Source organism: Streptomyces sp. NBC_01092 (assembly GCF_045039535.1).
Taxonomy (GTDB): Bacteria; Actinomycetota; Actinomycetes; order Streptomycetales; family Streptomycetaceae; genus Streptomyces.
Map to the genome: position 1 here is coordinate 6,979,552 of NZ_CP108659.1, position 25,869 is coordinate 7,005,420.

Here is a 25,869-nt window from a genome sequence, read left to right on the forward strand (position 1 = left end):
AGCCCGTCCGGCGTTTGAGGACGAGGCCCGTTCAGGGCCGAGGCGGGGGTCCGGGGGCGGCAGCCCCCGGGGAAGGGACGGGTAGGGGCGGCGGGGGCGAGGAAGGCGGTTACGCCAACCCCCGCCGCGCCACAGCCGGCGGCCGATGGCCCGCGATCGTCGCCACCATGTCCACGACCTGCCGCGTCTCCGCCACCTCATGCACCCGATACACCTGAGCCCCCAACCACGCCGAAACGGCAGTCGTCGCGAGCGTCCCCACCACCCGCTCCTTCAGCGGCTTGTCCAGCGTCTCCCCGACGAAGTCCTTGTTGGACAGGGAGACCAGCACCGGCCATCCCGTCCCCACCATCTCCCCGAGCCGCCGGGTCGCCTCCAGACTGTGCCGGGTGCTCTTCCCGAAGTCGTGCCCGGGATCGATCAGGATCGACTCCCGCGGCACCCCCAGCTCCAGCGCCCGCTCGGCCAGCCCCACGGTCACCCGCAGAATGTCCGCCATGACGTCGTCGTACGTCACCCGATGCGGCCGGGTCCGAGGCTCCGCGCCCCCGGCGTGCGTGCACACCAGCCCCACCCGATACCGCGCGGCGACCTCCGCCAGCCCGGGATCGACACCGCCCCACGCGTCGTTCAGCAGATCCGCGCCGGCCTCGCACACCGCGGCGCCCACCTCGGCCCGCCAGGTGTCCACGCTGATCACGACATCCGGGAAACGCCGCCGCACCTCGGCCACGAACCCGACCGTGCGCCGCGCCTCCTCCTCGGCGGTCACCTCTTCCCCCGGCCCGGCCTTGACCCCGCCGATGTCGATGATGGCGGCGCCCTCCGCGACCGCCTGCTCCACGCGCGCGAGGGCGGGCTCGTCGCGGAACGTCGCCCCTTGGTCGTAGAAGGAGTCCGGGGTCCGGTTCACGATCGCCATGATCACCGGCTCATGCGTGTCGAACTCACGCCTGCCCAGCCTGAGCATCCCCTGTGACCTCTCCTTGAGCTTCCTGGTACGTCCTGGCCTTACGGCCGCCTGCGACCTTAACTGTCAGAGTCGCATGGCACGATCGGACACTGACACACTCGACCGCACGCATTCATCGACCGTGGGGGCCACAGCGATGGTTATGTTCCTGTTCCTGGTCGTCGCGCTGGCCGTCGTGGTCGCCGCGGTGACACTCGCCGTGGTGGGCGGCGGAGAGGGCGAGGGCCCGCTGCCGGAGGCAGCGCCCGAGCGCCTCCGGGACCCGCTGCCCCCGGACCGCCCGGTCAACCGTGCCGACATCGAGAGCCTCCGCTTCCCGCTCACCGCCCGCGGCTACCGCATGGCCGACGTCGACGACGCCCTCAGCCGCCTCGGCGCCGAGCTCGCCGAGCGCGACGCCCGCATCGCCGACCTGGAGTCGGCCCTGGCCGGCGCCCAGACGTCGGCCGGCCATGTCTCCATGGACAAGCCCGCCCCGGAGGACCAGCAATGAGCGACGGTACGGCGGTGGCGGGCGCCGACGGCGCCCTGCGCTGCCCCTGGGCCCTGTCCACCCCGGACTACGTGACGTACCACGACGAGGAGTGGGGCCGCCCGGTCCACGGCGACGACGCGCTCTTCGAACGCCTCAGCCTGGAGGCCTTCCAGTCGGGCCTGTCCTGGATCACGATCCTGCGTCGCCGCGAGGGTTTCCGCGCCGCCTTCGCCGGCTTCGAGATCGCCAAGGTCGCGACCTTCACGGACGCCGACAAGGACCGCCTCCTCGCGGACGAGGGCATCATCCGCAACCGAGCCAAGATCGACGCGACCGTCGCCAACGCACGCGTGCTGGCCGAGTGGCCCGCCGGCGACCTGGACGCCCTGATCTGGTCCCACGCCCCCGACCCGACCACCCGCCCCGCCCCGAAGACCTTGGCGGACGTCCCGGCGGTCACCCCGGAGTCCACGGCCCTGTCCAAGGCCCTGAAGAAGCAGGGGCTGCGCTTCGTGGGCCCGACCACGGCCTACGCTCTGATGCAGGCGTGCGGCCTGGTCGACGACCACTTGGAGGCATGCGTCGCGAGGAGCGCCCCCTGAGGGGCGCGGGGCTGTGACATCTGCGGCTCCGCCGCGATGGGGGTCCCCCCTGCTCGAGCGAAGCCGAGAGCTTGGGGGAGCGACCAGCCCCCACAAACCCGCGCCCCCCGACGGTGCTACCGCCCCGAGCTCATCGGCCCAAATACTTGGGCTTCTCCTTGTTCACGAACGCCTGCACCGCAATCGCATGGTCTTCAGAAGACCCCGCCCGCGTCTGCAGCTCGTCCTCCTTCTCCAACGTCTCCTCAAGCGAGTGCGACAGCCCGAACGCCATCGCCTCCTTGATCGCCCCATACGCCACGGTCGGCCCGTCGGCGAGCGCCCGCGCGACCTTCTCCGCCTCGACCCGCAGCTCGCCGGTCGGCACCAGCCGGTTCGCGATCCCCAGCTCGTACGCCTCCTGCGCCTTGATGTTCCGAGGGAAGAGCAGCAGATCCGAGGCCCGGCCCGGCCCGACAACCCGCGGCAGCGTCCACGAGATCCCGGAGTCGGCGGTCAGCGCGACCCCCGCGAAGGACGTGTTGAAGGCAGCCGTGTCGGCCACGACCCGGTAGTCCGCGGCCAGCGCGAACCCGAAGCCCGCCCCGGCCGCGACCCCGTTCACCCCGGCCACCACAGGCTTCGCCATCCCTGCCAGCGCCCGCGCGATCGGGTTGTAGTGCTCCCGGACGGTGCTCATGGTCTGCCCCGACCCGGTCTCCCGGTCGGCGGCCAGCAGCCCGATGTGCTCCTTCAGGTCCTGCCCCACGCAGAACGCCCGCTCCCCGGCCGCGGTCAGCAGCACGGCCCGTACGGCGTCGTCACCCGCCGCGGCCTCGACCGCGTCCCGCAGGGCGACCTTCGTCGCGATGTTCAGCGCGTTCATCGCCTCGGGGCGGTTCAGCGTGATCGTCGCGAGTCCGTCGCTCACCTCGTAGAGCACGGTGTCGGCCATGGCTATCCCCTCCGCTGTCGCGGCTCGGCGTACCGGTCGGTACGCGCCTGTCTGAAGGACAGCATGGCGGAGATCAACGACAACGGCCCTGACCGGACGTGTGACCTGCGTCAAAGAATTCGTGTCCGATTCCGTTCGGCCGAAGTGCGTGCGGTGGCGCAGTATCGCAGTCGCTTCGCCGAATTGAGTGGTTTTGCTCGCGTGCGTTGCCCAAGCGATGCCGACTGATGTTGGTCATCGGGTCCTGAGATGCGGGATAATGGCTGGGAAGCAATGTGTTCGATGCCGGTGTCGCGTGTCTCAATGCCAGATGCGCGTGCCCTCCATGGGGCCGTCGGCTTTGACGATGAGCTGGTTTCAGGAAGGGGAACGAGCATGGCGGCCATGAAGCCGCGGACGGGCGATGGCCCGCTCGAGGTGACCAAGGAGGGGCGGGGCATCGTCATGCGGGTTCCGCTCGAAGGCGGCGGTCGGCTCGTCGTCGAGCTGACCCCTGACGAGGCAGACGCGCTGGGCGACGCCCTCAAGAAGGTCGTCGGCTGACGCGGCAGCGACCCTATCCTTTCGGCGGCCCCGGCATCGCTCATGGTGCCGGGGTTGCTGTGTCTCCGGTACCTGTGCGGCGGGTCGGGGCGTACGGCCGGTCAGGTGGTCAGCGCTTGACCGCGCACAGCAGACCGTCGCCCACCGGCAGCAGCGACGGCACCAGGTCCTGGCTCTCCCGCACCGCGCGCAGCAGCTCCCGGATGCGTATGACCTCGGTGGGCTGGGGGCCCGAGTCGACCGTCCGGCCGTTGGTGAAGACGCCTTCGAAAACGACCAGGCCACCCGGACGCAGCAGGCGCAACGATTCAGCGAGATAGTCGAGAAACTCCAGCCGGTCGCCGTCGCAGAAGACGAGGTCGTATCCGGCGTCCGCGAGACGGGGCAGGACGTCCAGGGCGCGGCCCGGGATGAAGCGGGCGCGGTTGCTGGCGAAGCCGGAGGCGCGGAAGGCCTGGCGGGCGAACTGCTGGTGCTCCGGCTCGGGGTCGACGGTGGTCAGGACGCCGTCCGGGCGCATGCCGTGCAGAAGGTGGATGCCGGAGACGCCGGTGCCGGTGCCGATCTCCGCGACCGCCTTGGCGTCCACGGTGGCGGCGAGCATCCGCAGCGCGGCGCCCGTGCCGGGCGACACCGAGCGCAGCCCCGCCTCACGGGCCCGGTCCCTGGCCCAGCGCAGGACTTCGTCCTCGGCGACGTAGGCGTCGGCGAACGCCCAGCTCGTCTGCCGGTTGCCGGTAATGGCCCTCTCCTGTCCCCGTGGTTGCCTGGGCGTGACTGTATCCGTTGCGGCCGGGAACCCGCAGATGGGACCAGGCGTTTAGAGGGGTGGGAAGACGAGCGGGGGGACACAGTTGGATCACGACGACGAGCGAGGCCGCGAGCAAGTGCTGACGCAGGCGCACCAGCCGTGCCGGCCCAGATCACATTCTCGTAAAACCGCTTATCCGGAGCTAACGGGCGAGGTGGCTATGGTAGGGGCTCCACTGGACACCACCAGAGCCGACAGGGGAGGTGCGGCTGCGCCTGTGGATCGGGGAGGAGCGCTTCGGCGCTTTCTCGGATCGGCGGGCAGGCCGAAATCCGTGAACGACACCGCTGACCACAGCCACGCCGGCGACTACGCCCAGACCGCGACCTTCTCCACCGACGCGGACGGGCAGGCGTGGACTCCGCCCACCTGGGAGGAGATCGTCAGCACGCACAGCGGCCGCGTCTACCGCCTTGCGTACCGCCTCACCGGCAACCAGCACGACGCCGAGGACCTCACCCAGGAGGTCTTCGTCCGCGTCTTCCGCTCCCTGTCGACGTACACGCCGGGAACCTTCGAGGGCTGGCTGCACCGCATCACCACCAACCTCTTCCTGGACATGGTCCGCCGCAAGCAGCGCATCCGCTTCGACGCGCTGGGCGAGGACGCCGCCGAGCGGCTGCCCAGCAAGGAGCCCACGCCCCAGCAGGTCTTCAACGACGCCCACTTCGACGCGGACGTCCAGCAGGCCCTCGACACCCTCGCCCCCGAGTTCCGCGCCGCGGTCGTCCTGTGCGACATCGAAGGACTGTCGTACGAGGAGATCGCCGCGACCCTCGGCGTCAAGCTCGGCACTGTCCGGTCCCGGATCCACCGGGGCCGCTCGCAGCTGCGCAAGGCCCTTGCCCACCGCTCGCCGGAGGCGCGTGCCGAGCGCCGCTCCTTCGTGCCGCGTGTGGCCGCACTGGGGGGAGGGGGCGCGACCGCGTGAACGGCTCCCGACCCAATCCGGCCGAACGACTCCTGGCCGAGCAGCACCTTGGCGACCGACTCTCCGCCCTCGTCGACGGAGAGCTCGGTCATGAGACGCGCGAGCGTGTCCTCGCCCACCTGGCGACCTGCGCCAGGTGCAAGTCCGAGGCCGACGCCCAGCGCCGGCTGAAGAACGTCTTCGCGGAGGCGGCCCCGCCGCCTCCCTCCGAGAGTTTCCTGGCCCGCCTTCAGGGCCTCCCCGGGGGAGGTGACCTGGACGGCGGCGGCTCGCCGCTGAGCGGGGGAGGTTTCGGTGGACTGCAGGGACGGCCCGGCGCCCCCGGCGTCTTCGGCGTGAAGCGCGGCGAGCGCTTCGAATTCGGATACGTCCCCTCGGGCTCCCACGCCCCGGCGCTCCACGACTCGGACCGCGGCTTCCGCACCCACCCCGTGGGCCGTCATGACACCGACCGCTCGGCCTCCTCGCGGATGCGGTTCGCGTTGGTCGCGGCGGGCGCGGTGTCGCTGGCGGCCATCTCGCTGGGCGGCGTCACGTCCAGCGCACCGACCGACGCGGAGGCACGCGGCGGCTCGGGGGCCGGCAGCAATGTGACCCCCACGCGGACCCAGGGCGGCGGTGCGTCGACGGCACCGGAGAACCAGCGCCGCCGTGCACTGGGCCCGCTGCTGGCTCAAGGACAGGGCGAGCGCACGCTCGGCACCCCGGCGGCCCCGACCCAGGTGTCGGCCCCGCTGCTGCCCGGGATGCCGAACCGGCCGGCCGACCAGGACATGCACTCCCTGACGGCACCCGTGATGGCCGGCGCGGCCGCCATGTCCCCGCTGATACGCCCGCTCAGCGCCACCCCGCCCCTCACCCTGACCGCCTGGTCCCCGGACGCCGGGATCACCGCGCCCCCGGGTCCGCTCGCCGCACCCGTCCCCGACGCCACGTCCTCCTCCGCCTCCTCGGCCACCGACCGCTGACCGGCCTCTGCGCATCGGCCCACGAACCTGATTGAATCCAGCGTGGGCCGCGCGCCGTGTCCGTCGGGCCGGGCGCGCAATCGCGCACGCGGGCGTCGTTGTCGCCGCGTGCCGGATGGGGGAGGTAGCACGAAGTCGCCGGTTTCCCGGGGGAAGCCGAGCGCGACAGCGCAGAGTTGAGTAGGCATTCGGGCGCCGGGGGTTCCCGGTGGCGGTCTGCGGAGGAACCGGAGATCGCGTTCGGGCGGGGTTCTTCGGACGGCAGCGGGTTTCTCGCACGGCATGCGAACCGGAGCCGTCACCGCCGAGCCGCGGAACGACGGCCCACGAAGGCTGCCCCGCCGCACTCCAGCCGTGTCCGCCCGGACATGGCACAGAGCGAAGCGTCCTACTCGAGCAACGGTCGGCAGCGAGCAGGAAGCAGAACATGAACGAGGGGAAGCCCGCGAAGGCGAAGTGGTGGAACCGACCTCGACCGCAGGGGGCCTCGGGCCACGCGGAGGGGGCGACACCGACGCCGGGCGAGACGATGCCGGTCACGCCGGACGCGGGGCCATCAGGCTCGGCCGGTGATGTGGTCTCCGCCGACGGCGATTTCGAGCTGGCCCGGCCGGCGGCGGGTGCCTCCGGTGACGCGGCTTCCGCCGAGGGGGACTTCGAGCTTCGGCCCGCCGCGAGCGGCGTTGCAGACATGGCCTCCGACGAGGGTGACTTCGAGCTGGCCCGGCCGGCCGGGGCGCCCGCGCCCCTCCCGTCGGCGGATGCGGTCATCGCGCCGTCGGCGGACGCACTGATGGCGGACTCCGCCGACCAGGCCGCCGCTCCCGCAGCCCCGGTCGCCGAACACCCCAAGCCCCTCCACGACCCCGACCCCTACAGCACCCCGCCCTACGGCGAGCCCGGCCCCTGGGCGCCCGCGCCGCCGGTCCAGCACCCGGCGACGACACCGGCGCACGGAACGGCCGTACCGATGCCGCCCGCGCCCCGCCCGGCTGCCCCCGCGCAGGGCGCGCAAGCCGGTCCGGTGACGTCCGTGGCGGCTCCGGCCCCGACGGCCGGCGTATCCGCGCCCGTCCCGGCGCCGACCCCCGGCATGCCCACCCAGGAGACGCGCCCGGCCGCCCCCGCCGCAGCCATCCCGGCTCCCTCTGCCACCATCCCCACCCAGCCGTCCCCCGCACTCGCACCCCCACCCCCGGCCACCCTCGACCAGCCGGCCCCCGCAGACACCCCACCCCCCACCGACCCCTGGCAGAACTACGACCCCTGGGCCCGCGCAGCGCTCCCCGTCTCGCCCCTCCAGCAGAACGGGGCCGGTGTCGCCAGTAAGCAGCAGCGGCGCAAGCGGGCCAAGAGGGTGCTCTTCGTCGGGGCGCTGGTGCTGGCGCTGGTGTCCGGCGGCGTCGGAGGTGTCGTGGGGGCGTATCTGGAGCGCAACGGTGGCATGGGGGACGTCGAGCTGCCGCAGGCAGGGGCCGAGTCCGTCGGGCGGGCGCCGGACAGCGTCGCCGGGATCGCGGAGCGCGCACTGCCCAGCGTCGTGACCCTGCATGTGAGCGGCAGCGAGGAGCAGGGCACCGGCACCGGCTTCGTGCTCGACGACCGAGGGCACATCCTCACCAACAACCACGTCGTCGAACCCGCGGGCGACGACGGCCGGATATCCGTGACCTTCCACAGCGGCGACACGGCCAAGGCCACCGTCGTCGGACGCGACAGCGGCTACGACCTCGCCGTCGTCAAGGTCACCGACGTCAGCGGCCTCAAGCCCCTGCCGCTGGGCAACTCCGACAACGTCCAGGTCGGCGACCCGGTCGTCGCCATCGGCGCCCCGTTCGACCTGGAGGGCACCGTCACCTCGGGCATCATCAGCGCCAAGGAGCGGCCCATCACGGCCGGCGGCGAGAGCGACGCGAGCGACGTGTCGTACGTGGACGCGTTGCAGACCGACGCGCCCATCAACCCCGGCAACTCCGGCGGTCCCCTCCTCGACGCCCAGGCCCGTGTCGTCGGCATCAACTCCGCGATCCGTTCCGCCGACACCGGCTCCGACCTCGACGCCGGTCAGGCCGGCTCCATCGGCCTCGGCTTCGCCATCCCGGTCAACCAGGCCAAGCGCGTCGCCGAGGAGCTGATCAACACCGGTCACGCGACCCACCCGGTCATCGGCGTCACCCTCGACATGGACTACGCCGGCGACGGCGCCCGCGTGGGCACCAAGGGCAGCGACGGCGGCGCCGCGGTCACCGACGGCGGCCCCGGCGACAAGGCCGGCATCAAGCCGGGCGACGTCATCACCGAGGTCGACGGCCAGCGCGTCCACTCCGGTGAGGAACTCATCGTCAAGACCCGCGCCCATCGCCCCGGCGACCGGCTCGAACTGACCCTGGAGCGCGGCGGCAAGGAGATCACGATCTCGCTGACGCTGGGCTCGTCGGGCGGGGGCTGATCGGGGCCGAGACTCACAGAAACGTCACAGTGCACCTCTCCTCAGGCCCCCGTATGGGCTCTGACAAGGCAAACAACCCGGAAAACCGCACGCCCACACGCATTCGGAGGCCTCGGGACAGTACCGGTCGTAGCGGATCGCCGGGTACCGTGGAGGCGGCCCGGACCACGGAAGACCGCCGAGGGCCGAGGACCGAGGACATCGCAAGGAGCTTCAGGTGTTCAATGACATAGGACCGCTCGAGGTGGTGACGCTCATCGTCCTCGCCGTGCTCGTCTTCGGTCCGGACAAGCTCCCGAAGCTGATCCAGGACGTCACGCGGACGATCCGCAAGATCCGCGAGTTCTCGGACAGCGCCAAGCAGGACATCCGGCAGGAACTCGGCCCGGAGTTCAAGGACTTCGAGTTCGATGACCTCAACCCCAAGACGTTCATCCGCAAGCAGCTGGACAATGACGAACTGGGGCTCAAGGAGATCCGCAACGGCTTCGACCTGAAGAAGGAGATGGCCGAGGTCACCGACGCCGTCCACAGCCGTGAGTCGGAGTCGTCGTCCTCGTCCTCGTCCGGCTCCTCGGGCGTCAGCATCGACATGACGAAGAAGCCCGAGATCGCCCGTGAGGAGCGCCCGCCCTACGACGCGGACGCCACCTGAGCCGTACGAACACGGGAGCGGACACCGCTCGTACGTGACGCTTCTCATACTCCGCCCGGGTCGCACACGGCCAGAACCCGCCCTCCGCGCGCCCCACGCGCCGGGCGGTTTCCCTGCTGCTCGGAGTGGTGTGGCTATGCTGCCGAGTTGTTGTGCGGACCGGACGAGTACGCCCGAAGGGGGGCGGGCCGGACTGGTCCGGCGAGAGCGAGGAGGCGTCCGGGCACATGGAGACGACGAGTCAGACGACGAGTCGCGCAGTCGCGCAGGACACGGCCGCGGAGAGCGGACAGCAGTTCCCCTCTGCCCGGCGCACGGTCGACGGCTACCTGCTGGCGCCCTTCCCGTGGTACGGCCTCGATGAGGCCTTCACGGGGCCGCGCTGGCTGATGCAGGTCGGGACGGCGGCCGACGGAGCCGTGGAACACGGATCGATCGGACACGGGGACGAGCCCTCCGTGCGGAGCGAGGCGACGGAGGACCGGGAGAAGTTCGCGGTCGTGGTGACCGTCGCCGCGAATCCGTCCCGGCGCAGCGCGGACGGCACGGGGCTGCTGGAGGCCACGTCGGTGTCCTCGGCGGCGTGGCTCGCGGGGGTGGGGCTGCTGACCTTCACCTGGCCGGGGCAGATGGATCACTCGCTGCGGGACGACTGGCTGGAGCAGCAGACGGAGACGGCGTGGGCCTTGGCCGATGATCTCGCCGGGTCGGCGTGGTCGACGCTGTCCCTGCCGGTGGACGGGGTGCCGACGCCCTTCCATTACCGGGAGTCCGAGTTCGGGTGGGTGCTTGCCGGGTCCACTCAGGCCGGGGTGCATGTGGGGGCGTACGGGCGGGGGATGAGCGCGTATGGTCTTGGCTTCGCCGTGATCAAGGACGTCGCCGCGTACGCCTAGCCGGCGGGGCTGAGCCGAAGTGATGAGGGGCGCCGTTGGGATTCGGCGCCCCTTCGCCGTAGGGCTTCCGCGCATGCGGCGGCTGCGGCGCGTGGGTGGTTGTTCGCCCACGCGGCGGAGCCGCAAATCGATACAGCCCCGCGCCCCTGAAGGGGCGCCCCCCTGCGAGGCTCTAGAACTTGTTCTTCGGCGTGATCCCCAAAGACAGTCCCGAAAGGCCCCTCTGTCGTCCCCCCAGCTTCCCCGCGATCGCCCGCAGTGCGGAGCCGGCCGGGGAGTCGGGGTCCGTCAGGACCACCGGCTTGCCTTCGTCGCCGCCCTCGCGGAGGCGGACGTCGATGGGGATGCTGCCGAGGACCGGGACGTTCGCGCCGGTCGTGCGGGTGAGACCGTCGGCCACGGACTGGCCGCCGCCCGTGCCGAAGACGTCGACCATCTCGCCGCAGTGCGGGCAGGGCAGGCCGGACATGTTCTCGACCACGCCGACGATCTTCTGGTGGGTCTGGACGGCGATGGAGCCGGCCCGCTCGGCGACCTCGGCGGCCGCCTGCTGAGGCGTGGTGACGACGAGGATCTCCGCGTTCGGGACCAGCTGGGCCACCGAGATCGCGATGTCGCCCGTGCCCGGGGGCAGGTCGAGCAGCAGGACGTCCAGATCGCCCCAGTACACGTCCGCCAGGAACTGCTGCAGCGCGCGGTGGAGCATCGGACCGCGCCAGACCACCGGGGCGTTGCCCGGAGTGAACATGCCGATGGAGATGACCTTCACGCCGTTCGCGGACGGCGGCATGATCATGTTCTCGACCTGGGTCGGACGCCCGTCCGCGCCCAGCATGCGCGGCACGCTGTGGCCGTAGATGTCGGCGTCGACGACGCCCACCTTGAGACCGTCGGCCGCCATCGCCGCCGCCAGGTTCACCGTCACCGAGGACTTGCCGACGCCGCCCTTGCCGGAGGCGACCGCGTACACGCGGGTGAGCGAGCCCGGCTTGGCGAAGGGGACCTCGCGCTCGGCGGTGCCGCCGCGCAGGGCGTTCGCCAGCTCCTTGCGCTGCTCGTCGCTCATCACGTCGAGCGTGACGTCGACGCGGGTGACGCCCTCGACCCCGGAGACGGCGTCCGTCACGCGCTGGGTGATCGTCTCGCGCATCGGGCAGCCGGAGACCGTCAGGTACACGGTGACCGCGACCGCACCGTCCGCACCGATCTCCACCGACTTGACCATCCCGAGTTCCGTGATGGGGCGGTTGATCTCCGGGTCGTTCACCGTCGCCAGTGCTTCACGCACCGCGTCTTCCGTAGCCATAGGACGATGGTACGGCGCGGTAGCCATGCCCCGGTAAGCCCGTCAGCGGTCGTCTACGTCACGTCCGCGCGACCGATCTGCCGGGAATACCCCGTGCTCGCGGTGACCGTTGCGCCGGTGACCGTTGCTCCGCTCCTCCAGCTCCTTCATCAGGTCCTGGAGCTCCGAGCGCATCCAGTCCCGGGTGGCCACCTCGCCCAGGCCGATGCGAAGGGAGGCGATCTCGCGGGTCAGGTACTCGGTGTCGGCGATGGACCGCTCGTTCTGCTTGCGGTCCTGTTCGAGGTTGACCCGGTCGCGGTCGTCCTGCCGGTTCTGCGCGAGCAGGATCAGCGGGGCCGCGTAGGAGGCCTGCAGGGACAGGACCAGGGTCAGGAAGATGAACGGATACTCGTCCCAGCGCAGGTCGCTCGGTGCGGCGATGTTCCACAGCACCCACACGATGATGACGACCGTCATCCAGACGAGAAACCGTCCGGTGCCGATGAAGCGGGCGATCCGCTCCGAGAACCGTCCGAAGGCCTCCGGGTCCCACTCGGGCAGGATGCGGCGGCGCGGCGGCCGGGGTTGGTCGAGGCGCGCGCGGGGCGCCCGGGAGGCCGCGGTGGCGCCCGTCGCTGTGCGCTCGCGCGTGCTCTCACGCTCATGCGCCATGCGCCGACACCCCCTCGCCCGCGCCCCCGCCAGCCTCCTCGTCCAGGTGGAACTCCGTCTCCCGCCAGTCCTCGGGCAGCATGTGGTCCAGTACGTCGTCCACGGTCACCACGCCGAGCAGCGACCCGGAGTCGTCCACGACGGGCGCCGCGACCATGTCGTACGTCGCGAAGAACCCGGCGACGACCGGCAGCGCGGCCTCCGGCTCCAGGGCTTCGAGCGCCCCGTCGACCATCGAGCTGACCAGGGTGTACGGCGGGTCGCGCAGCAGGCGCTGGAAGTGGACCGTGCCGAGGTACTTGCCGGTGGGCGTCTCGTCGGGCGGACGGCAGACGTAGACCTGGGCGGCGAGGGCCGGGGACAGATCGGCGTTGCGCACGCGGGCGAGGGCCTCGGCGACGGTGGCGTCGGGGCGCAGGATGATCGGCTCGGTCGTCATCAGACCACCGGCCGTGTGCTCCTCGTACGCCAGCAGACGGCGCATGTCGGCCGCGTCGGCGGGCTCCATCAGGCTCAGCAGCCGCTCCTGCTCGTCCGTCGGGAGCTCGGCGAGCAGGTCGGCCGCGTCGTCCGGGTCCATGGCCTCCAGGACGTCGGCGGCACGCTCCTCCTTCAGCTTGCCGAGGATCTCGATCTGGTCGTCCTCGGGGAGCTCTTCGAGTACGTCGGCGAGGCGGTCGTCGTCGAGGGCGGCGGCGACCTCGGCGCGGCGCTTGGGGGAGAGGTGGTGCAGGACGTTGGCGAGGTCGGCGGGGCGCAGCTGCTCGAAGGTGGCGAGGAGGCTCTCCGCGCCCTGTCCCTGCTCCTCCAGGGAGAAGCCGGTGACGGCGGACCACTCGACGGTCAGCGACTCGCCCTTGGCCCGTCGCAGCGGGCCGCTCCTGCCGCCCTTGCGGACGAAGACCTTGTCGATCTCCCAGTCCCGGCGGGCCGGCAGCTGCCTGACCGACAGATCGAGGACGGTGACGTCCTCGCCGGTCTCGACGAGGGTGACGCGCCGGTCCAGGAGCTCGCCGAAGACCAGGCGCTCGGTGGGGCGCTGCTCGAAGCGGCGGACGTTGAGCACGCCGGTGGTGATGACCTGGCCGGACTCGATACCGGTCACGCGGGTCATGGGCAGGAAGATGCGGCGCCGGGTGGAGAGTTCGACGACGAGGCCGAGCAGCCGCGGGGGGCGGCGGCCGACGCGGAGCATGACGACCAGATCGCGCACGCGGCCCACCTGGTCGCCGTTCGGGTCGAAGACGGCGATGCCGGCGAGATGCGAGACGAAGATCCGGGGAGCGCCGGCTGCCATGGCTTCAGGCTCCTTTGCGTGCGGGGTGTGCACTGGTGCTGTCGCGGCCGCGCTGACCGTGCCGCATATCCGAATTGCCCGCTCGGTTGGGCTTCAGGCTAGCCCGTCCGGATCCGATACGCCCTGGTGAGAGGTGCGGACGGACTGGCTCCGCGGGGGTGGTGACGTGCCGGTACGCTGCGTACGCCGCTCAGGTCCCACGACAGAAAGGCAGCCCCACCTGTGACTGCGATTCCCCAGGGTCGTATGCGCCGGGCCGCGCTGGTGACCGCCATGTGCGCCCTGGTCGTGTCGGGAATGGGACTGACGGGATGCAGTGAGGACCCGGACGAGGGCACCAACGGCGTCGGCAAGCTGCCGGCCGCCGAGATCCAGCGCAAGTCCCGTACGGCCGCGGTCTCCGCCGAAGCGGTGCACATCGCCGGGAACGTCGTCACCAGTGGGCGCACCTACAAACTCGACATGCAGCTGAAGGCCGACGGCGCGACCGGGTCGGTCACCGCACAGGGCTCCACGTTCCAGCTGCTGCGGATCGGCGAGCAGCTGTTTCTGAAGGCCGACGCCGGCTTCTGGAGCGACGCGGGCAACGACGGCAAGGCGGACGCCGCCGCCGTGGACAAGCTGAACGGCAAGTTCGTGAAGGTGCCGCAGGGCGACCCGGCGTACAAGAAGTTCAGCGGTTTCACCGACAAGGGCGTGCTCATCGACGGCCTGCTGACGCTGCATGGCAAGCTGGCGACCGACGGCCGCCACGAGCAGGCGGGCGTCCGCACGATCCGCATCACCGGCGACAAGGGCTCCGGCGGCACCCTCGACGTCTCCCTGGAGGGCACTCCGTACCCGCTCCTGCTGACCCGGGCGGGCGGCGCGGGCACCCTGACCTTCTCCGCCTGGGGTGAGGACTTCGCCCTGGAGAAGCCGAGCAAGGGCGAGACGGTCGACTACGGCAAGCAGCTGCCGACGTCGTGAGCGTCTAACCGCGCCGCTTCCTCTTCAGCAGCAGTCGCGGAAGCCCCGCGGGGATCGGCTGACGTGTGGTCGCCGGGGACGGCAGCGGCGCCTCGGCCAGGGAGCCGTCCGGCAGCGGTGCGGTGGCGCCCGTCGGCTCCAGCCGCAGCACCCGGCACTCACGCGCCCAGCGGGCCGGCATTGCCTCGCCGTCGGGGGCGTTCAGGCGCTTGCCCTTCAGCTCGGCGACCGTCGCCTCCCACTCCTCGGAGTCCGGCCCGAGCTCGACGACCTTCGCCGCCCAGGAGACCAGCCGGCCGCCCTTGTCCTTGCTGCGGACCGTCACCTCGGCCTCGCCGCCGTCGGCCAGCCCCGGCAGCGGCTGCTCACCGGGGCCGTCGCCGACGACACATGCCGCACCTTCGTGCCACACGTGCCACAGCGCCCGGGCCGGGACGCCGGGTCCGCCGACCCAGATGAGGCCGGACTTCTTCGTGGCCTCCTCGACGAGGGCCTGGTCGAGCAGCTCGCTTGTCATGGCCCCAAGACTATCCAGCGGTGACCGGACCGCTCAGAGCCAGCCGTTGCGCTTCAGCGTGCGGTGGATGCCGATACAGATCACCGCGGTGATCCCGAGCACCATCGGATACCCGAACTTCCAGCGCAGCTCCGGCATGTAGTCGAAGTTCATCCCGTACACACCGCACACCATCGTCGGTACGGCGATGATCGCGGCCCACGAGGTGATCTTCCGCATGTCCTCGTTCTGCGCGACGGACGCCTGCGCCAGGTTGGCCTGGAGGATGGAGTTCAGTAGTTCGTCGAAGCCCATGACCTGCTCCTGCACCCGGGCCAGGTGGTCGGCGACATCCCGGAAGTACTTCTGGATGTCCGGGTCGATCAGCCGCATCGGCCGCTCGCTCAGCAGCTGCATGGGCCGCAGCAGGGGCGAGACCGCGCGCTTGAACTCCAGCACCTCGCGCTTGAGTTGGTAGATCCGCCCCGCGTCCGTACCGCGCGGCGAGCCCTTGCGCCCCGGCGAGAAGACCTCGGTCTCCACCTCGTCGATGTCGTCCTGCACCGCGTCGGCGACGGCGACATACCCGTCGACGACATGGTCGGCGATGGCGTGCAGCACGGCCGACGGGCCCTTGGCGAGCAGCTCGGGGTCGTCCTGGAGGCGGTGCCGCAGCGCGCGCAGCGAGCCCTGCCCGCCGTGCCGGACGGTGATGAAGAAGTCCCGTCCGGTGAAGCACATGACCTCGCCGGTCTCGACGATCTCGCTGTTGGCGGTGAGTTCGTCGTGCTCGACGTAGTGGATGGTCTTGAAGACGGTGAACAGCGAGTCGTCGTAGCGCTCCAGCTTCGGGCGCTGATGCGCCTGCACCGCGTCCTCGACGGCCAGCGGGTGCAGCCCGAACTCGCTTGCGATACCGGCGAACTCGGCCTCGGTCGGCTCGTGCAGACCGATCCAGACGAAGCCGCCGTCCCGGCGCACCTGGCGCATCGCCTCGTGCGGGGTCAGGGGCTTCGGGCTCTGGACCCGGGCACCGTGCCGGTAGACGGCGCAGTCGACGACGGCCGAGGGCGTCGCCGGGTCGCGGGTGGTGTCGTAGGCGCCGTTGTCCTTGCGCAGCGAGACGCGGGACGGGCGGACCACGGCACGCAGATCGCGGATCATCGACATGAGCAGGCTCCTTCGCAACGGGCAACGAAGCTCGGAGGGCCGCAGCACGGCTGGAACTACCCGGAATGGGGACGTCCTGACCTCAGGATGTTTGGCACGTCCACAAAGCGGGGAGCACCGCACCGTCGCGGTGATATGGGCTTCGTTGCTGATTCAGATCAGACCGATCAGGCAAAGCGAAACGAAGTGCTCTTCCGCGTGAGGACGCGAGCGTGAAAGGCGGCGGTCAGCCGGAGCCGGAACAGCCGAATCAGCTACATCAGCGGCGGGAAGAGCGTGTGGTACTGCACGGTCGACTTCGATCCATAGCAGCCCCACCTCCTCCGGCCGGTCCCTCGTGAGGGACGTTCCATACCCCTTTCGGGGTTCCCCGTAGGGGAGTCAATCTCGGTGTCGGGATTCGATCGCGACGCTTATGCATGCTGTCCCGAACACCGGGCAAGAGTATCAGCCGACAGAAGTGTCAAGGCGCTGCTTTGCCGGGTACTGACGAGTTCTATGCTCGCCGCATGGCTGATGTTCTTCCTCTGGTCGAGGCCCGGTTGCGCTCCGCGCTGGGCGAACCGGGCGCCCGCGCGGCGGTCACCTTCCTCGGTACGGACCGCATCGAGGTGCTCCGTTTCCAGGACGGCGACATCGTCCGCTACGCCACGCTCGGCATGTCCGCGCAACCCATGAACGACCCCACCGCGGTGGTCGCCGACCCGGTCAAGGGCGCCCGCGCGGAGCTGGTCCTCTCGGTCCGCGCCGGGCTCGCCGAAACCGACAAGGTGCTCCGCCCGCTCGCCGTGCTCGCCGCTTCCCCGCAGGTGGAGGGGCTGATCGTGGCGCCGGGTGCCTCCCTGGACGTCGGGGAACCGCTCTGGCCCGGCGCCCCCTTCACGTCGGTCCTGGTCGCCGAGCCGGGCGGGTTGGTGGAGGACCTGGAACTCGACGAGCCCCTCGACCCCGTGCGCTTCCTGCCGCTGCTCCCCATGACGCCGAACGAGGCCGCCTGGAAGCGGGTGCACGGCGCCCAGGCCCTCCAGGAGCGCTGGCTGACGAACGGGACGGACCTGCGGGATCCGTCCCGCAGATCCGTCCCGCTCGACTGACCGAGGCGTGAGCAACCTCACCAACCGGTGGCCGAAAAGCGTCAGTTGGCAAATACGGCGACGCTGTCCTCGCTCGCGTGCCTGCTCTGCAGTTCCGCCGCCTCGGTCGTGAGCGACTTGCGCCGTACGACCACCACGAGTGCGCCCGCCACGGCCGTGACCGCCGCCACCACGAACGGGATGCGGAGACTGCCGGTCCACTCCTCGATCCTCGGCGCGAAGTAGGGCGCTGCCGCCGCGGCGAACCAGCGCACGAAGTTGTAGCCCGCGCTGGCCACGGGGCGCGGCGCGTCCGAGACGCCGAGGGCCAGCTCCGTGTAGACGGTGTTGTTCACGCCGATGAACGCGCCGGACAGGATCGTGCAGACGACGGCGGTGGTGTGGTCGCCGTAGCCGAGGACCAGCACGGCCACGGCGAGCAGCACCAGCGAGCCGCCGAGCACCTTCAGCGAACCGAACCGCTGCTGCAGGCGCGGAGCCACGAGCACCGAGAACACCGCCAGCAGCAGGCCCCAGGCGAAGAACACCGCGCCCGACCGGTACGGGCTCATGTTCAGCACGAACGGCGTGAAGGCCAGCACGGTGAAGAACGTGTAGTTGTAGAAGAACGCCGAGACCGCCGCGGACGCCAGGCCGCCGTGGCCGAGGGCCTTGAGCGGATCCAGCAGCGAGGTCTTGCGGGCCGGAGTCGGCTGCTCCTTCAGGAACGCCGCGATGCACAGGAACCCGACGGCCATCAGGAAGGCCGTACCGAAGAACGGGTAGCGCCAGCTGGCGTCGCCGAGCAGCGCGCCCAGCAGCGGCCCGCACGCCATGCCGAGGCCGAGGGCGGATTCGTAGAGCAGGATCGCCGCCGCGCTGCCCCCGGCCGCCGCGCCGACGATGACCGCGAGGGCCGTCGAGACGAAGAGCGCGTTGCCGAGCCCCCAGCCCGCCCGGAACCCGACCAGCTCGCCGACCGATCCGGACGTGCCGGCGAGCCCGGCGAAGACCACCACGAACGCGAGGCCGAGCAGCAGGGTCCTGCGGCCGCCGATCCGGCTGGAGACGAAGCCGGTGACCAGCATCGCGACGGCGGTGATGAGGAAGTACGAGGTGAAGAGCAGGGAGACCTGGCCGGCTGTGGCGTTCAGTCCGCCGGCGATGGACGGCAGGATCGGGTCGACGAGTCCGATGCCCATGAAGGCGACGACGGACGCGCCCGCGGTCGCCCACACGGCCCGTGGCTGCCTCGAGAAAGTAGATGGCATATACACATATTAAGTTAGAGTGCCTAACGATGTAAAGAGGGCCCGGCTTCTCCGGCGAGCAGGTTCCGCCCGGACGGGTGATCGTCCTTGACGTGGCGCAGAAGGGGTAGGACCGTGGGGGCCTATGAGGGGCGAACCCAGTTGCCCGAAGTGTGGTGGCCGGGTCAGGGCTCCCGGACTCTTCGCCGACACCTGGCAGTGCGACGTGCACGGCACCGTGCATCCGGTGCAGCCCGTGATCCCGCCCAGTGTCGAGGCCCTCGGTGTGGTCGTGCATCGCACTCAGGTGCCGGTGTGGATGCCGTGGCCGCTGCCGATCGGCTGGTTGTTCACCGGGGTCGCCAGCGCGGGCGACGACCGCAGTGGCGGCAGAGCGACCGCGGTGGCCTGCTCCGGTCCCGGTCCGCTCGGCGGCATGGGGGAGCTGATCCTGGTCGCCGAGGAGCTCGGTGTCGGTCTCGGCGCGCGCTACGCGGGTATCGACGGGCCGGACCCCGGGTCGTACATGAACGTCGAGAAGCCGCCCCAGGCCAAGGTCCTCGCCGCCGGGCGTCCCACGCCGCTGTGGCATGTGTCGGGTACGCCCGACGACCGTGCCGTGTTCGCGGGGGAGGCGCTCGGGATGTGGCTGTGGGCGGTCATGTGGCCCGAGCAGTCGGGGCTGCTGATGTACGACGAGCTGGTGCTGACGGATCTGCGGGACGCGGGGGCCGAGATAGAGCTGGTGCCCTGCGGAGCGTTGTCGCCGCGCTTGCTTGAGCCGTAGCGCCCACCGGGGGTGGGGTTGCTCTGGGCGGGCGGCTGCGGGTTGTGTGTGGCTGGTCGCGCAGTTCCCCGCGCCCCTGGGTGGGTGTGTGTAGGGGGTGCTTGGGTCGTGCGGGTGTGACAGGGGGCCTCGAAAGTGCGGTTATCCTTGAGCGTCCCCTTCCTGCCGTCACCGACTGGAGTTCGCGTCGTGCGTATCGATCTGCACAGCCACTCCACGGCTTCCGACGGTACGGACACGCCGGCCGAGCTGGTGCGTAACGCCGCCGCGGCCGGGCTGGACGTCGTGGGGCTCACCGATCACGACACCACCCGTGGATACGCCGAGGCCATTGCCGCGCTGCCGGAGGGGCTCACCCTCGTCACCGGCGCCGAGCTGTCCTGTCGTGTCGACGGCATCAGCATGCACATGCTGGCCTACCTCTTCGACCCCGAGGAGTCCGCGCTGCTCGCCGAGCGTGAGCTGGTGCGCGACGACCGGGTGCCGCGGGCCCAGGGCATGGTCGCCAAGCTCAATGAGCTGGGCGTGCCCGTCACCTGGGACCAGGTGCTGCGGATCGCCGGCGACGGGTCGGTCGGCCGGCCGCACGTCGCCTCCGCGCTGATGGAGCTCGGGGTCGTCCCGACCGTGGGCGATGCCTTCACCGAGGACTGGCTGGCCGACGGCGGCCGGGCCTTCGTGGCGAAGCACGAGACCGACCCGTTCGAGGCGCTCCGGCTGATCAAGGCCGCAGGCGGCGTCGCCGTCTTCGCGCACCCCGCGGCGAGCAAGCGCGGCCGTACCGTTCCGGAATCCGCGATCGCCGAGCTGGCCGCGGCCGGGCTCGACGGCATCGAGGTCGACCACATGGACCACGACCCCGACACCCGCGCCCGGCTGCGCGGGCTGGCCAAGGAGCTCGGGCTGCTGCCGACCGGGTCCAGCGACTACCACGGCAGCCGCAAGACCTGCGTGCTCGGTGAGTACACGACGGATCCCGAGGTGTACGGCGAGATCACGCGGCGCGCCACCGGGGCGTTTCCCGTGCCGGGGACCGGCGGAGCCTGAGGCCCAGGCCCGCACCCCGCACGCTCACCTCTGTTTTCTCCGCGTTCGCGTCCGTCCCGCATGCTCGCGACGGCTTCGCACGCTCACGTCCGCTCGTTTCGTCACTTCGCAAGGCACCCATGTTCGACGTCGCCGTCTTCGGCTCCCTGTTCCTGACCCTGTTCGTCATCATGGATCCCCCCGGGATCACCCCGATCTTCCTCGCGCTCACCGCCGGCCGCCCGGCCAAGGTGCAGAAGCGGATGGCCTTCCAGGCCGTCTGTGTGGCGGGCGGTGTGATCACGGTGTTCGGGCTCCTCGGCCACCAGATCCTCAACTACCTGCACGTCTCCGTGCCCGCGCTGATGATCGCGGGCGGGCTGCTGCTCCTGCTGATCGCGCTCGACCTGCTCACCGGCAAGACGGACGAGCCGAAGCAGACCAAGGACGTCAACGTCGCCCTGGTCCCGCTGGGCATGCCGCTGCTGGCCGGGCCGGGTGCGATCGTGTCGGTCATCCTCGCCGTGCAGAAGGCCGACAGCGCCGCCATGCAGGTGTCGGTGTGGTCGGCGATCGTCGCCATCCATGTCGTGCTGTGGGTCGTGATGCGGTACTCGCTGCTGATCATCCGGGTCATCAAGGACGGCGGCGTGGTCCTGGTGACGCGGCTCGCGGGCATGATGCTGTCCGCGATCGCCGTGCAGCAGATCATCAACGGGGTCACCCAGGTGATCCAGGGAGCCTGAGCCGCTGGGCCTGGGCGCTTCGGTCTCCGGATGCGCGAAGCCCCCGTACGCCGTGAGTGGCGTACGGGGGCTTCGAAGCTTCTGCGGTGGAGCCGCGGCTGTTACGAGGCCGTGGTCTCGGCGGGTCGGATCCACAGTCGCTGCCCCGTCGCGGCGGCCTGCTGAACGATCCTGTTGACGGAGGCGGCGTCCACGACGGTGCTGTCGACGGGCGTGCCGTCGAACTCGTCGAGTCGCATGATTTCGAAGCGCATGGCTTCTCCCTTCGTCTGGTCATCCTCCAACGGAGAACTACTTGGTTACACAGGGAGTCAACGTGCTTCACGTTACAAACATTCCCTACGCTAAAGAAATTTTTCGAACGGCTAACTACCCGCCGGTAGTGGCTGCCGGATGATCAAGAGGGGACCGACCGGGACCGGTTGTGTTCGCAGCGTGACCGCCGGGACAATGGAGGCAATGAACGACGACCTCGGCGCACTCACCGCCCGCATCGACCGCACCAACGAGCTGCTGCAACGCATGCTCGCCGAGGTGGCGAAGACGCCCTCGACCCATGCGATCTTCGTCGACGCGGGGTATCTGTACGCGGCCGCGGGCCGGCTGGTCGCCGGGACGGAGGACCGCCGCGCCTTCGACCTGGACGCCGAGGGCCTGATCGAGGCGCTCATCGACCGGGCCCGCACGATCTTCGCGGACAGCAGGCTGCTGCGGGTGTACTGGTACGACGGCGCGCGGCGCCGCATCCACACCGCCGAGCAGCAGTCGATCGCCGAACTCCCCGATGTGAAGGTGCGGCTGGGTAACCTCAACGCCAACAACCAGCAAAAAGGCGTCGATTCACTGATCCGGACCGACCTGGAGTCCCTGGCCAGGCACCGCGCCATCAGCGACGCGGCCCTGCTCGGCGGGGACGAGGACCTGGTGTCGGCGGTCGAGGCGGCGCAGGGGTACGGGGCGCGGGTGCACCTGTGGGGCATCGAGGCGCCGGAGGGCCGCAACCAGGCCGAACCGCTGCTGTGGGAGGTCGACAGCCAGCGCACCTTCGACCTCGAATTCTTCAAGCCCTACGTCTCCCGTCGCACGGCCGCCGCGTACGAGGCCGCGGGGGCCCGGCCGACGCGGGAGGACGTCCGGTTCGTCGGCGCGCAGATCGCCGCGAAGTGGCTCGCGGCACGCGGGCGGGAATCGCTCGTGGAGCTGCTGCCCGGGCATCCGTATCTGCCCGGGTCGGTGGACCAGGACCTGCTGGTGGAGGCGGAGGGACTGCTGCAGTACTCGCTGCGGGGGCAGTCGGATCTGCGGCGGGCGCTGCGGGACGGGTTCTGGGAGCACCTTCAGGCGCAGTACTAGGCGGCAGTGACGCTGTCCCAGAAGTCGGCGACGGCCAATGCGGTGGGCAGGGGCTGGTCGGCGTTGGGGGAGTGCTCGGCGCCGGGGATGACCGTTCGGCGGGCCTTCAGCCGTACGGCCATGTCGTCGAGCACCGGAACCGGCCAGGTGTCGTCGCTGGCGCCCGACAGGACGTGGAACGGGAGCGGGAGGGCGGCGAGTTCGTCGACGCGGTCCGGCTCCGTGGACAACTGACGCCCTGTGGCGAGGAGTTGGGCGGGCTTCGTGCCGAGCCAGCGGCGGCGCAGCAGGTCCTCGCCGCCGATGCCGCGGGCCGGGCCGCCGACCTCCTCGGGCGGGCCCATGGCGCGGATCGCCTCCCAGGTCTCGGCCATCGTCATCACCCCGAGCGCGTCCCTCAGCAGCTTCACACGCTGCTGCTGGGAGTCGGAGATCTGGGCGGGGCCCGACGCCATGAGGGTCAGCGAACGGAAGGGCGTGTGGTCGAGGAGGACGGCCGCGCGGGCGATCTGGCCGCCCAGGGAGTGGCCGAAGAGGTGCAGGGGGGTGTCCAGGGGGCCGAGGGCCGCCACCTGGGCGAGGACGTCTCGGGCCAACTCGCTTTGCGCGTACGCGGATTCGTCGTGCTCCGGCCCGTCCGACTCGTGCTGGCCGCGACCGTCGACGGCGATCGTGCGGTAACCGCGCGCCGCGAGCGGCTCGTGCATGAGCGTGAAGTCCTCCTTGCTGCCGGTGAACCCGGGAAGCAGCAGAGCGACACCACGCGGCCGGACGCCGGGGGCGACGGGGTGGTCGACCACTGCGAAGGTGCCGCGGGCGGTCCGGAGGGGGTAGGCGCGGGCGTTCGGGGGCGGCGTGAAGGCGGGTTCGGTGGTCACGTGGGGAGGGTAACCGGTGCCACCGAGGCGTGCGTCGGGAGTCCGGACGGGCGGATCCGCCGAGCCGGCCCGGTCGCGCTCGTGCGGTGTCGGTCCCGGGAATGCCGACGGCCCGGTCCCACGCGCGGTGGGGCCGGGCCGTCGTGTGGGAGATCAGCTCTCCGCGGGCTCCGTGGCGGCGGTGGCCTTGCGGGTGCGGCGCACCTTGGGCTTCACCTCGGCCGAGCCGTCGGCGGGCTCCGCCGTCGCCGCGGCCTTGCGGGTACGGCGACGAGGCGCGGGGGCCTCGGAGGGCGCCGGCTCCTGCGTGGCCTGGGCCGGGATGTCGGCGGTCTCGGCGGCCTTGGCGGACGCCGCGGTCTTGCGGGTGCGGCGCGCCTTGGGCTTGTCCTCCGTCGCCTCGACAGTGTCGACGGCGGCCTCGGCAGCCGCGGCGGCCTTGCGAGTCCGACGGGGCTTGGCCTCGGCGGCCTCCGGCTCCGCAGCGGTGGCGGCGGTGGCAGCGGCCTTGCGGGTACGGCGCGGCTTCGCCTCCGTGCCCTCGGCCGTGTCCACGGCGGCCTCGGCGGTCGCGGCGACCTTGCGGGTGCGGCGTGCCTTGGGCTTGGCCTCGGTGGCCTCGGCCGTGTCGACGACCGCTTCCGCGGCGGCCGCTGCCTTGCGCGTACGACGCGGCTTGGCCTCGGCGGCCTCCGGCTCCTGGACCGTCTGGGCCGGGATCTCGGCGGCCTCGGCGGGCGCCGCGGTCTTGCGGGTGCGGCGTGCCTTGGGCTTGGCCTCGGTGGCCTCGGCCGTGTCGACGACCGCTTCCGCGGCAGCCGTGGCCTTACGGGTGCGGCGGCGCGGCTTGGCCTCCGCCTCCGGGGCCGTAGCGGGCTCGGATGCCTGCACGGCCTCCGAGACCTTCGCGGCCTCGGGTGCGGCCACAACCTCCGGCGTCGGGGCGGCCTCGGCCGAAGTCGCCTGCGGCTCGGCCGACTTGCGCGTACGGCGGCGGCGCGGCTTCGCCGCGGTCTCCTCGGCGGCGTCCAGGGACGGGCCCTCGGCCGTCGTCACGGCAGCCTCCGCGGCGTCCGTGGACACGGCCGTGACGGCCTGCTCCGCGGGCGCTCCGTTGCGGGTGCGGCGACGGCGGCGCGGGGTGCGCGATCCCGTGACGGACTCCGCCGTGGTGGCCTCGGCCGCCTCGTCCGGCGTCGCGGTACCGGCGGCGGGTGCCGACGCGGCGTCCAGCACGGCTCCGCCGCGCGTACGGCGACGGCGACGCGGCGTGCGCGCCGAGCGCTCGCGGTCCGGCGCGGACGAGCGGGACTCGTCCCGGCCACCGCGGCCGGCGCGACCGCGTGCACCGCGTCCGCCGGTCTCGCCGAGGTCCTCGACCTCCTCCGCGGCCAGCCCGGCGCGCGTGCGCTCCGAGCGGGGCAGGACACCCTTCGTGCCCGCGGGGATCTTCAGTTCCTCGAAGAGGTGCGGGGACGTGGAGTACGTCTCCGGCGGGTCGTTGAAGCTCAGCTCCAGCGCCTTGTTGATGAGCTGCCAGCGCGGGATGTCGTCCCAGTCGACGAGGGTGATCGCCGTACCCGTCTTGCCCGCGCGGCCCGTACGGCCGATGCGGTGCAGGTACGTCTTCTCCTCTTCCGGCGACTGGTAGTTGATGACGTGCGTCACGCCCTCGACGTCGATACCGCGGGCGGCGACGTCGGTGCAGACGAGGACGTCCACCTTGCCGTTGCGGAAGGCGCGCAGCGCCTGCTCGCGGGCGCCCTGGCCGAGGTCGCCGTGGACCGCGCCGGCGGCGAAGCCGCGCTGCTGGAGCTGGTCCGCGAGGTCGGCCGCCGTGCGCTTGGTGCGGCAGAAGACCATGGCCAGTCCCCGGCCGTCGGCCTGCAGTATGCGCGCGACCATCTCCGGCTTGTCCATGTTGTGCGCGCGGTAGACGAACTGCGCGGTGTTGCGCACCGTCTGGCCCTCGTCGTCCGGCGCGGTGGCGCGGATGTGGGTGGGCTGCGACATGTAGCGGCGCGCGAGGCCGATGACCGCGCCCGGCATGGTCGCCGAGAACAGCATGGTCTGGCGCCTGGCCGGCAGCATGTTGATGATCTTCTCGACGTCGGGCAGGAAGCCCAGGTCGAGCATCTCGTCGGCCTCGTCGAGGACGAGCGCCTTGACGTGCTTGAGGTTGAGCTTCTTCTGGCCCGCGAGGTCGAGCAGTCGGCCCGGGGTGCCGACGATGACGTCGACGCCCTTCTTCAGGGCCTCGACCTGGGGCTCGTAGGCCCGGCCGCCGTAGATGGCGAGGACGCGGACGTTACGGACCTTGCCCGCGGTCAGCAGGTCGTTCGTCACCTGGGTGCACAGCTCGCGCGTGGGGACGACGACGAGCGCCTGCGGGGCGTCGGTGAGCGCTTCGGGCTCGGCGCGGCCGGCCTCGACGTCGGCGGGGACGGTGACGCGCTCCAGGAGCGGGAGACCGAAGCCCAGCGTCTTGCCGGTGCCGGTCTTGGCCTGGCCGATGACGTCCGTGCCGGAAAGGGCGACGGGGAGGGTCATCTCCTGGATGGGGAAGGGGTTGATGATGCCGACGGCCTCAAGGGCCTCAGCGGTCTCGGGAAGGATTCCGAGCTCTC

General features: G+C 71.2%; 27 protein-coding genes. 15 read left to right on the forward strand and 12 right to left on the reverse strand.

What is annotated here, in order from left to right; translation table 11 throughout:
* Positions 1-109 precede the first annotated feature (109 nt).
* Entirely contained in the window at positions 110-970 is an 861-nt protein-coding gene (gene folP, locus OG254_RS31910; protein WP_405588587.1) for a dihydropteroate synthase, read from the reverse strand.
* Between the two features lie 145 nt (positions 971-1,115).
* On the opposite strand from folP, the gene OG254_RS31915 reads away from it, so the two are divergent.
* Positions 1,116-1,466, forward strand: coding sequence for a DivIVA domain-containing protein (locus OG254_RS31915; protein ID WP_351189595.1), 351 nt, complete (start codon positions 1,116-1,118; stop codon positions 1,464-1,466).
* Positions 1,463-2,050 (forward strand): DNA-3-methyladenine glycosylase I, encoded by a 588-nt coding sequence (locus tag OG254_RS31920; protein ID WP_405588590.1) that lies wholly within the window; start codon positions 1,463-1,465, stop codon positions 2,048-2,050. The genes OG254_RS31915 and OG254_RS31920 overlap by 4 nt, the downstream gene beginning before the upstream one ends.
* A 130-nt stretch (positions 2,051-2,180) precedes the next feature.
* On the opposite strand, the gene OG254_RS31925 is transcribed toward OG254_RS31920, so the two are convergent.
* On the reverse strand, positions 2,181-2,984 hold the full coding sequence (locus OG254_RS31925; RefSeq protein WP_405588592.1) for an enoyl-CoA hydratase/isomerase family protein: 804 nt from the start codon (positions 2,982-2,984) through the stop codon (positions 2,181-2,183).
* 63 nt (positions 2,985-3,047) lie between these two features.
* On the opposite strand from OG254_RS31925, the gene OG254_RS31930 reads away from it, so the two are divergent.
* Together OG254_RS31930 and OG254_RS31935 are read left to right on the forward strand one after the other, a co-directional pair.
* The gene (locus tag OG254_RS31930; protein WP_187284293.1) at positions 3,048-3,212 is read left to right on the forward strand and encodes a hypothetical protein; all 165 of its coding nucleotides are present in this window, start codon (positions 3,048-3,050) and stop codon (positions 3,210-3,212) included.
* A gap of 147 nt (positions 3,213-3,359) precedes the next feature.
* Positions 3,360-3,527 (forward strand): DUF3117 domain-containing protein, encoded by a 168-nt coding sequence (locus tag OG254_RS31935; RefSeq protein ID WP_003966491.1) that lies wholly within the window; start codon positions 3,360-3,362, stop codon positions 3,525-3,527.
* A gap of 109 nt (positions 3,528-3,636) precedes the next feature.
* Here the strand turns inward: OG254_RS31935 and OG254_RS31940 are convergent, their stop codons facing one another.
* Positions 3,637-4,335 carry an O-methyltransferase gene (locus OG254_RS31940; protein ID WP_315986991.1) on the reverse strand — a complete coding sequence of 233 codons (699 nt, stop codon included), beginning with the start codon at positions 4,333-4,335 and terminating at the stop codon, positions 3,637-3,639.
* Between the two features lie 163 nt (positions 4,336-4,498).
* Between OG254_RS31940 and sigE the strand changes: the two genes are divergently transcribed.
* The 5 genes from sigE to OG254_RS31965 all read left to right on the forward strand — a co-directional run bounded on the left by sigE (position 4,499) and on the right by OG254_RS31965 (position 10,237).
* Positions 4,499-5,269, forward strand: coding sequence for an RNA polymerase sigma factor SigE (sigE, locus tag OG254_RS31945; protein WP_351189437.1), 771 nt, complete (start codon positions 4,499-4,501; stop codon positions 5,267-5,269).
* Entirely contained in the window at positions 5,266-6,237 is a 972-nt protein-coding gene (locus OG254_RS31950; RefSeq protein WP_405588596.1) for an anti-sigma factor family protein, read from the forward strand. The genes sigE and OG254_RS31950 overlap by 4 nt, the downstream gene beginning before the upstream one ends.
* Positions 6,238-6,664: 427 nt before the next feature.
* Positions 6,665-8,686, forward strand: a complete 2,022-nt coding sequence (locus OG254_RS31955; protein WP_405588598.1) for a trypsin-like peptidase domain-containing protein — start codon at positions 6,665-6,667, stop codon at positions 8,684-8,686.
* A 217-nt stretch (positions 8,687-8,903) separates the two neighbouring features.
* Positions 8,904-9,341: a sec-independent translocase gene (locus tag OG254_RS31960; protein ID WP_405588600.1), complete on the forward strand. Its 438-nt coding sequence runs from the start codon at positions 8,904-8,906 to the stop codon at positions 9,339-9,341.
* Between the two features lie 152 nt (positions 9,342-9,493).
* Positions 9,494-10,237, forward strand: a complete 744-nt coding sequence (locus OG254_RS31965) for a hypothetical protein (protein ID WP_351189447.1) — start codon at positions 9,494-9,496, stop codon at positions 10,235-10,237.
* Between the two features lie 172 nt (positions 10,238-10,409).
* Here OG254_RS31965 and OG254_RS31970 read toward each other — a convergent pair whose 3' ends face one another.
* The 3 genes from OG254_RS31970 to OG254_RS31980 are packed head-to-tail and all read right to left on the reverse strand — an operon-like array spanning position 10,410 to position 13,494.
* Positions 10,410-11,543, reverse strand: a complete 1,134-nt coding sequence (locus OG254_RS31970) for an Mrp/NBP35 family ATP-binding protein (RefSeq protein WP_405588603.1) — start codon at positions 11,541-11,543, stop codon at positions 10,410-10,412.
* Positions 11,544-11,585: 42 nt separating this feature from the next.
* Positions 11,586-12,197: a DUF1003 domain-containing protein gene (locus OG254_RS31975; RefSeq protein WP_405588606.1), complete on the reverse strand. Its 612-nt coding sequence runs from the start codon at positions 12,195-12,197 to the stop codon at positions 11,586-11,588.
* Positions 12,187-13,494, reverse strand: coding sequence for a magnesium transporter MgtE N-terminal domain-containing protein (locus tag OG254_RS31980; protein ID WP_405588609.1), 1,308 nt, complete (start codon positions 13,492-13,494; stop codon positions 12,187-12,189). Before OG254_RS31980 ends, OG254_RS31975 begins: the two co-directional genes overlap by 11 nt.
* Positions 13,495-13,716: 222 nt before the next feature.
* Here OG254_RS31980 and OG254_RS31985 point away from each other — a divergent pair, with 222 nt between their 5' ends.
* On the forward strand, positions 13,717-14,463 hold the full coding sequence (locus tag OG254_RS31985) for a hypothetical protein (protein WP_405588612.1): 747 nt from the start codon (positions 13,717-13,719) through the stop codon (positions 14,461-14,463).
* Between the two features lie 4 nt (positions 14,464-14,467).
* Here OG254_RS31985 and OG254_RS31990 read toward each other — a convergent pair whose 3' ends face one another.
* Positions 14,468-14,980, reverse strand: a complete 513-nt coding sequence (locus tag OG254_RS31990) for a hypothetical protein (RefSeq protein WP_405588615.1) — start codon at positions 14,978-14,980, stop codon at positions 14,468-14,470.
* A 33-nt stretch (positions 14,981-15,013) separates the two neighbouring features.
* On the reverse strand, positions 15,014-16,129 hold the full coding sequence (locus OG254_RS31995; RefSeq protein ID WP_351189461.1) for a magnesium and cobalt transport protein CorA: 1,116 nt from the start codon (positions 16,127-16,129) through the stop codon (positions 15,014-15,016).
* Positions 16,130-16,638: 509 nt separating this feature from the next.
* On the opposite strand from OG254_RS31995, the gene OG254_RS32000 reads away from it, so the two are divergent.
* The gene (locus OG254_RS32000; RefSeq protein ID WP_405588618.1) at positions 16,639-17,223 is read left to right on the forward strand and encodes a suppressor of fused domain protein; all 585 of its coding nucleotides are present in this window, start codon (positions 16,639-16,641) and stop codon (positions 17,221-17,223) included.
* A gap of 41 nt (positions 17,224-17,264) precedes the next feature.
* Here the strand turns inward: OG254_RS32000 and OG254_RS32005 are convergent, their stop codons facing one another.
* Positions 17,265-18,473 (reverse strand): MFS transporter, encoded by a 1,209-nt coding sequence (locus OG254_RS32005; protein ID WP_405588621.1) that lies wholly within the window; start codon positions 18,471-18,473, stop codon positions 17,265-17,267.
* 124 nt (positions 18,474-18,597) lie between these two features.
* On the opposite strand from OG254_RS32005, the gene OG254_RS32010 reads away from it, so the two are divergent.
* From OG254_RS32010 to OG254_RS32020, 3 genes are all read left to right on the forward strand, one after another.
* On the forward strand, positions 18,598-19,239 hold the full coding sequence (locus OG254_RS32010) for a DUF6758 family protein (protein WP_351189469.1): 642 nt from the start codon (positions 18,598-18,600) through the stop codon (positions 19,237-19,239).
* A gap of 189 nt (positions 19,240-19,428) precedes the next feature.
* Positions 19,429-20,286 carry a PHP domain-containing protein gene (locus tag OG254_RS32015; RefSeq protein ID WP_405588625.1) on the forward strand — a complete coding sequence of 286 codons (858 nt, stop codon included), beginning with the start codon at positions 19,429-19,431 and terminating at the stop codon, positions 20,284-20,286.
* A 119-nt stretch (positions 20,287-20,405) separates the two neighbouring features.
* A complete protein-coding gene (locus OG254_RS32020; protein ID WP_405588627.1) occupies positions 20,406-21,011 on the forward strand; it encodes a MarC family protein in 606 nt (201 codons plus the stop codon).
* 101 nt (positions 21,012-21,112) lie between these two features.
* Here OG254_RS32020 and OG254_RS32025 read toward each other — a convergent pair whose 3' ends face one another.
* Positions 21,113-21,265, reverse strand: coding sequence for a hypothetical protein (locus OG254_RS32025; protein ID WP_093747204.1), 153 nt, complete (start codon positions 21,263-21,265; stop codon positions 21,113-21,115).
* Positions 21,266-21,470: 205 nt separating this feature from the next.
* On the opposite strand from OG254_RS32025, the gene OG254_RS32030 reads away from it, so the two are divergent.
* Positions 21,471-22,364, forward strand: a complete 894-nt coding sequence (locus tag OG254_RS32030; RefSeq protein ID WP_405588630.1) for an NYN domain-containing protein — start codon at positions 21,471-21,473, stop codon at positions 22,362-22,364.
* On the opposite strand, the gene OG254_RS32035 is transcribed toward OG254_RS32030, so the two are convergent.
* Together OG254_RS32035 and OG254_RS32040 are read right to left on the reverse strand one after the other, a co-directional pair.
* A complete protein-coding gene (locus tag OG254_RS32035; RefSeq protein ID WP_405588633.1) occupies positions 22,361-23,242 on the reverse strand; it encodes an alpha/beta fold hydrolase in 882 nt (293 codons plus the stop codon). The genes OG254_RS32030 and OG254_RS32035 overlap by 4 nt on opposite strands.
* Before the next feature lie 153 nt (positions 23,243-23,395).
* Positions 23,396-25,792, reverse strand: coding sequence for a DEAD/DEAH box helicase (locus tag OG254_RS32040; protein WP_405588636.1), 2,397 nt, complete (start codon positions 25,790-25,792; stop codon positions 23,396-23,398).
* Positions 25,793-25,869 lie beyond the last annotated feature (77 nt).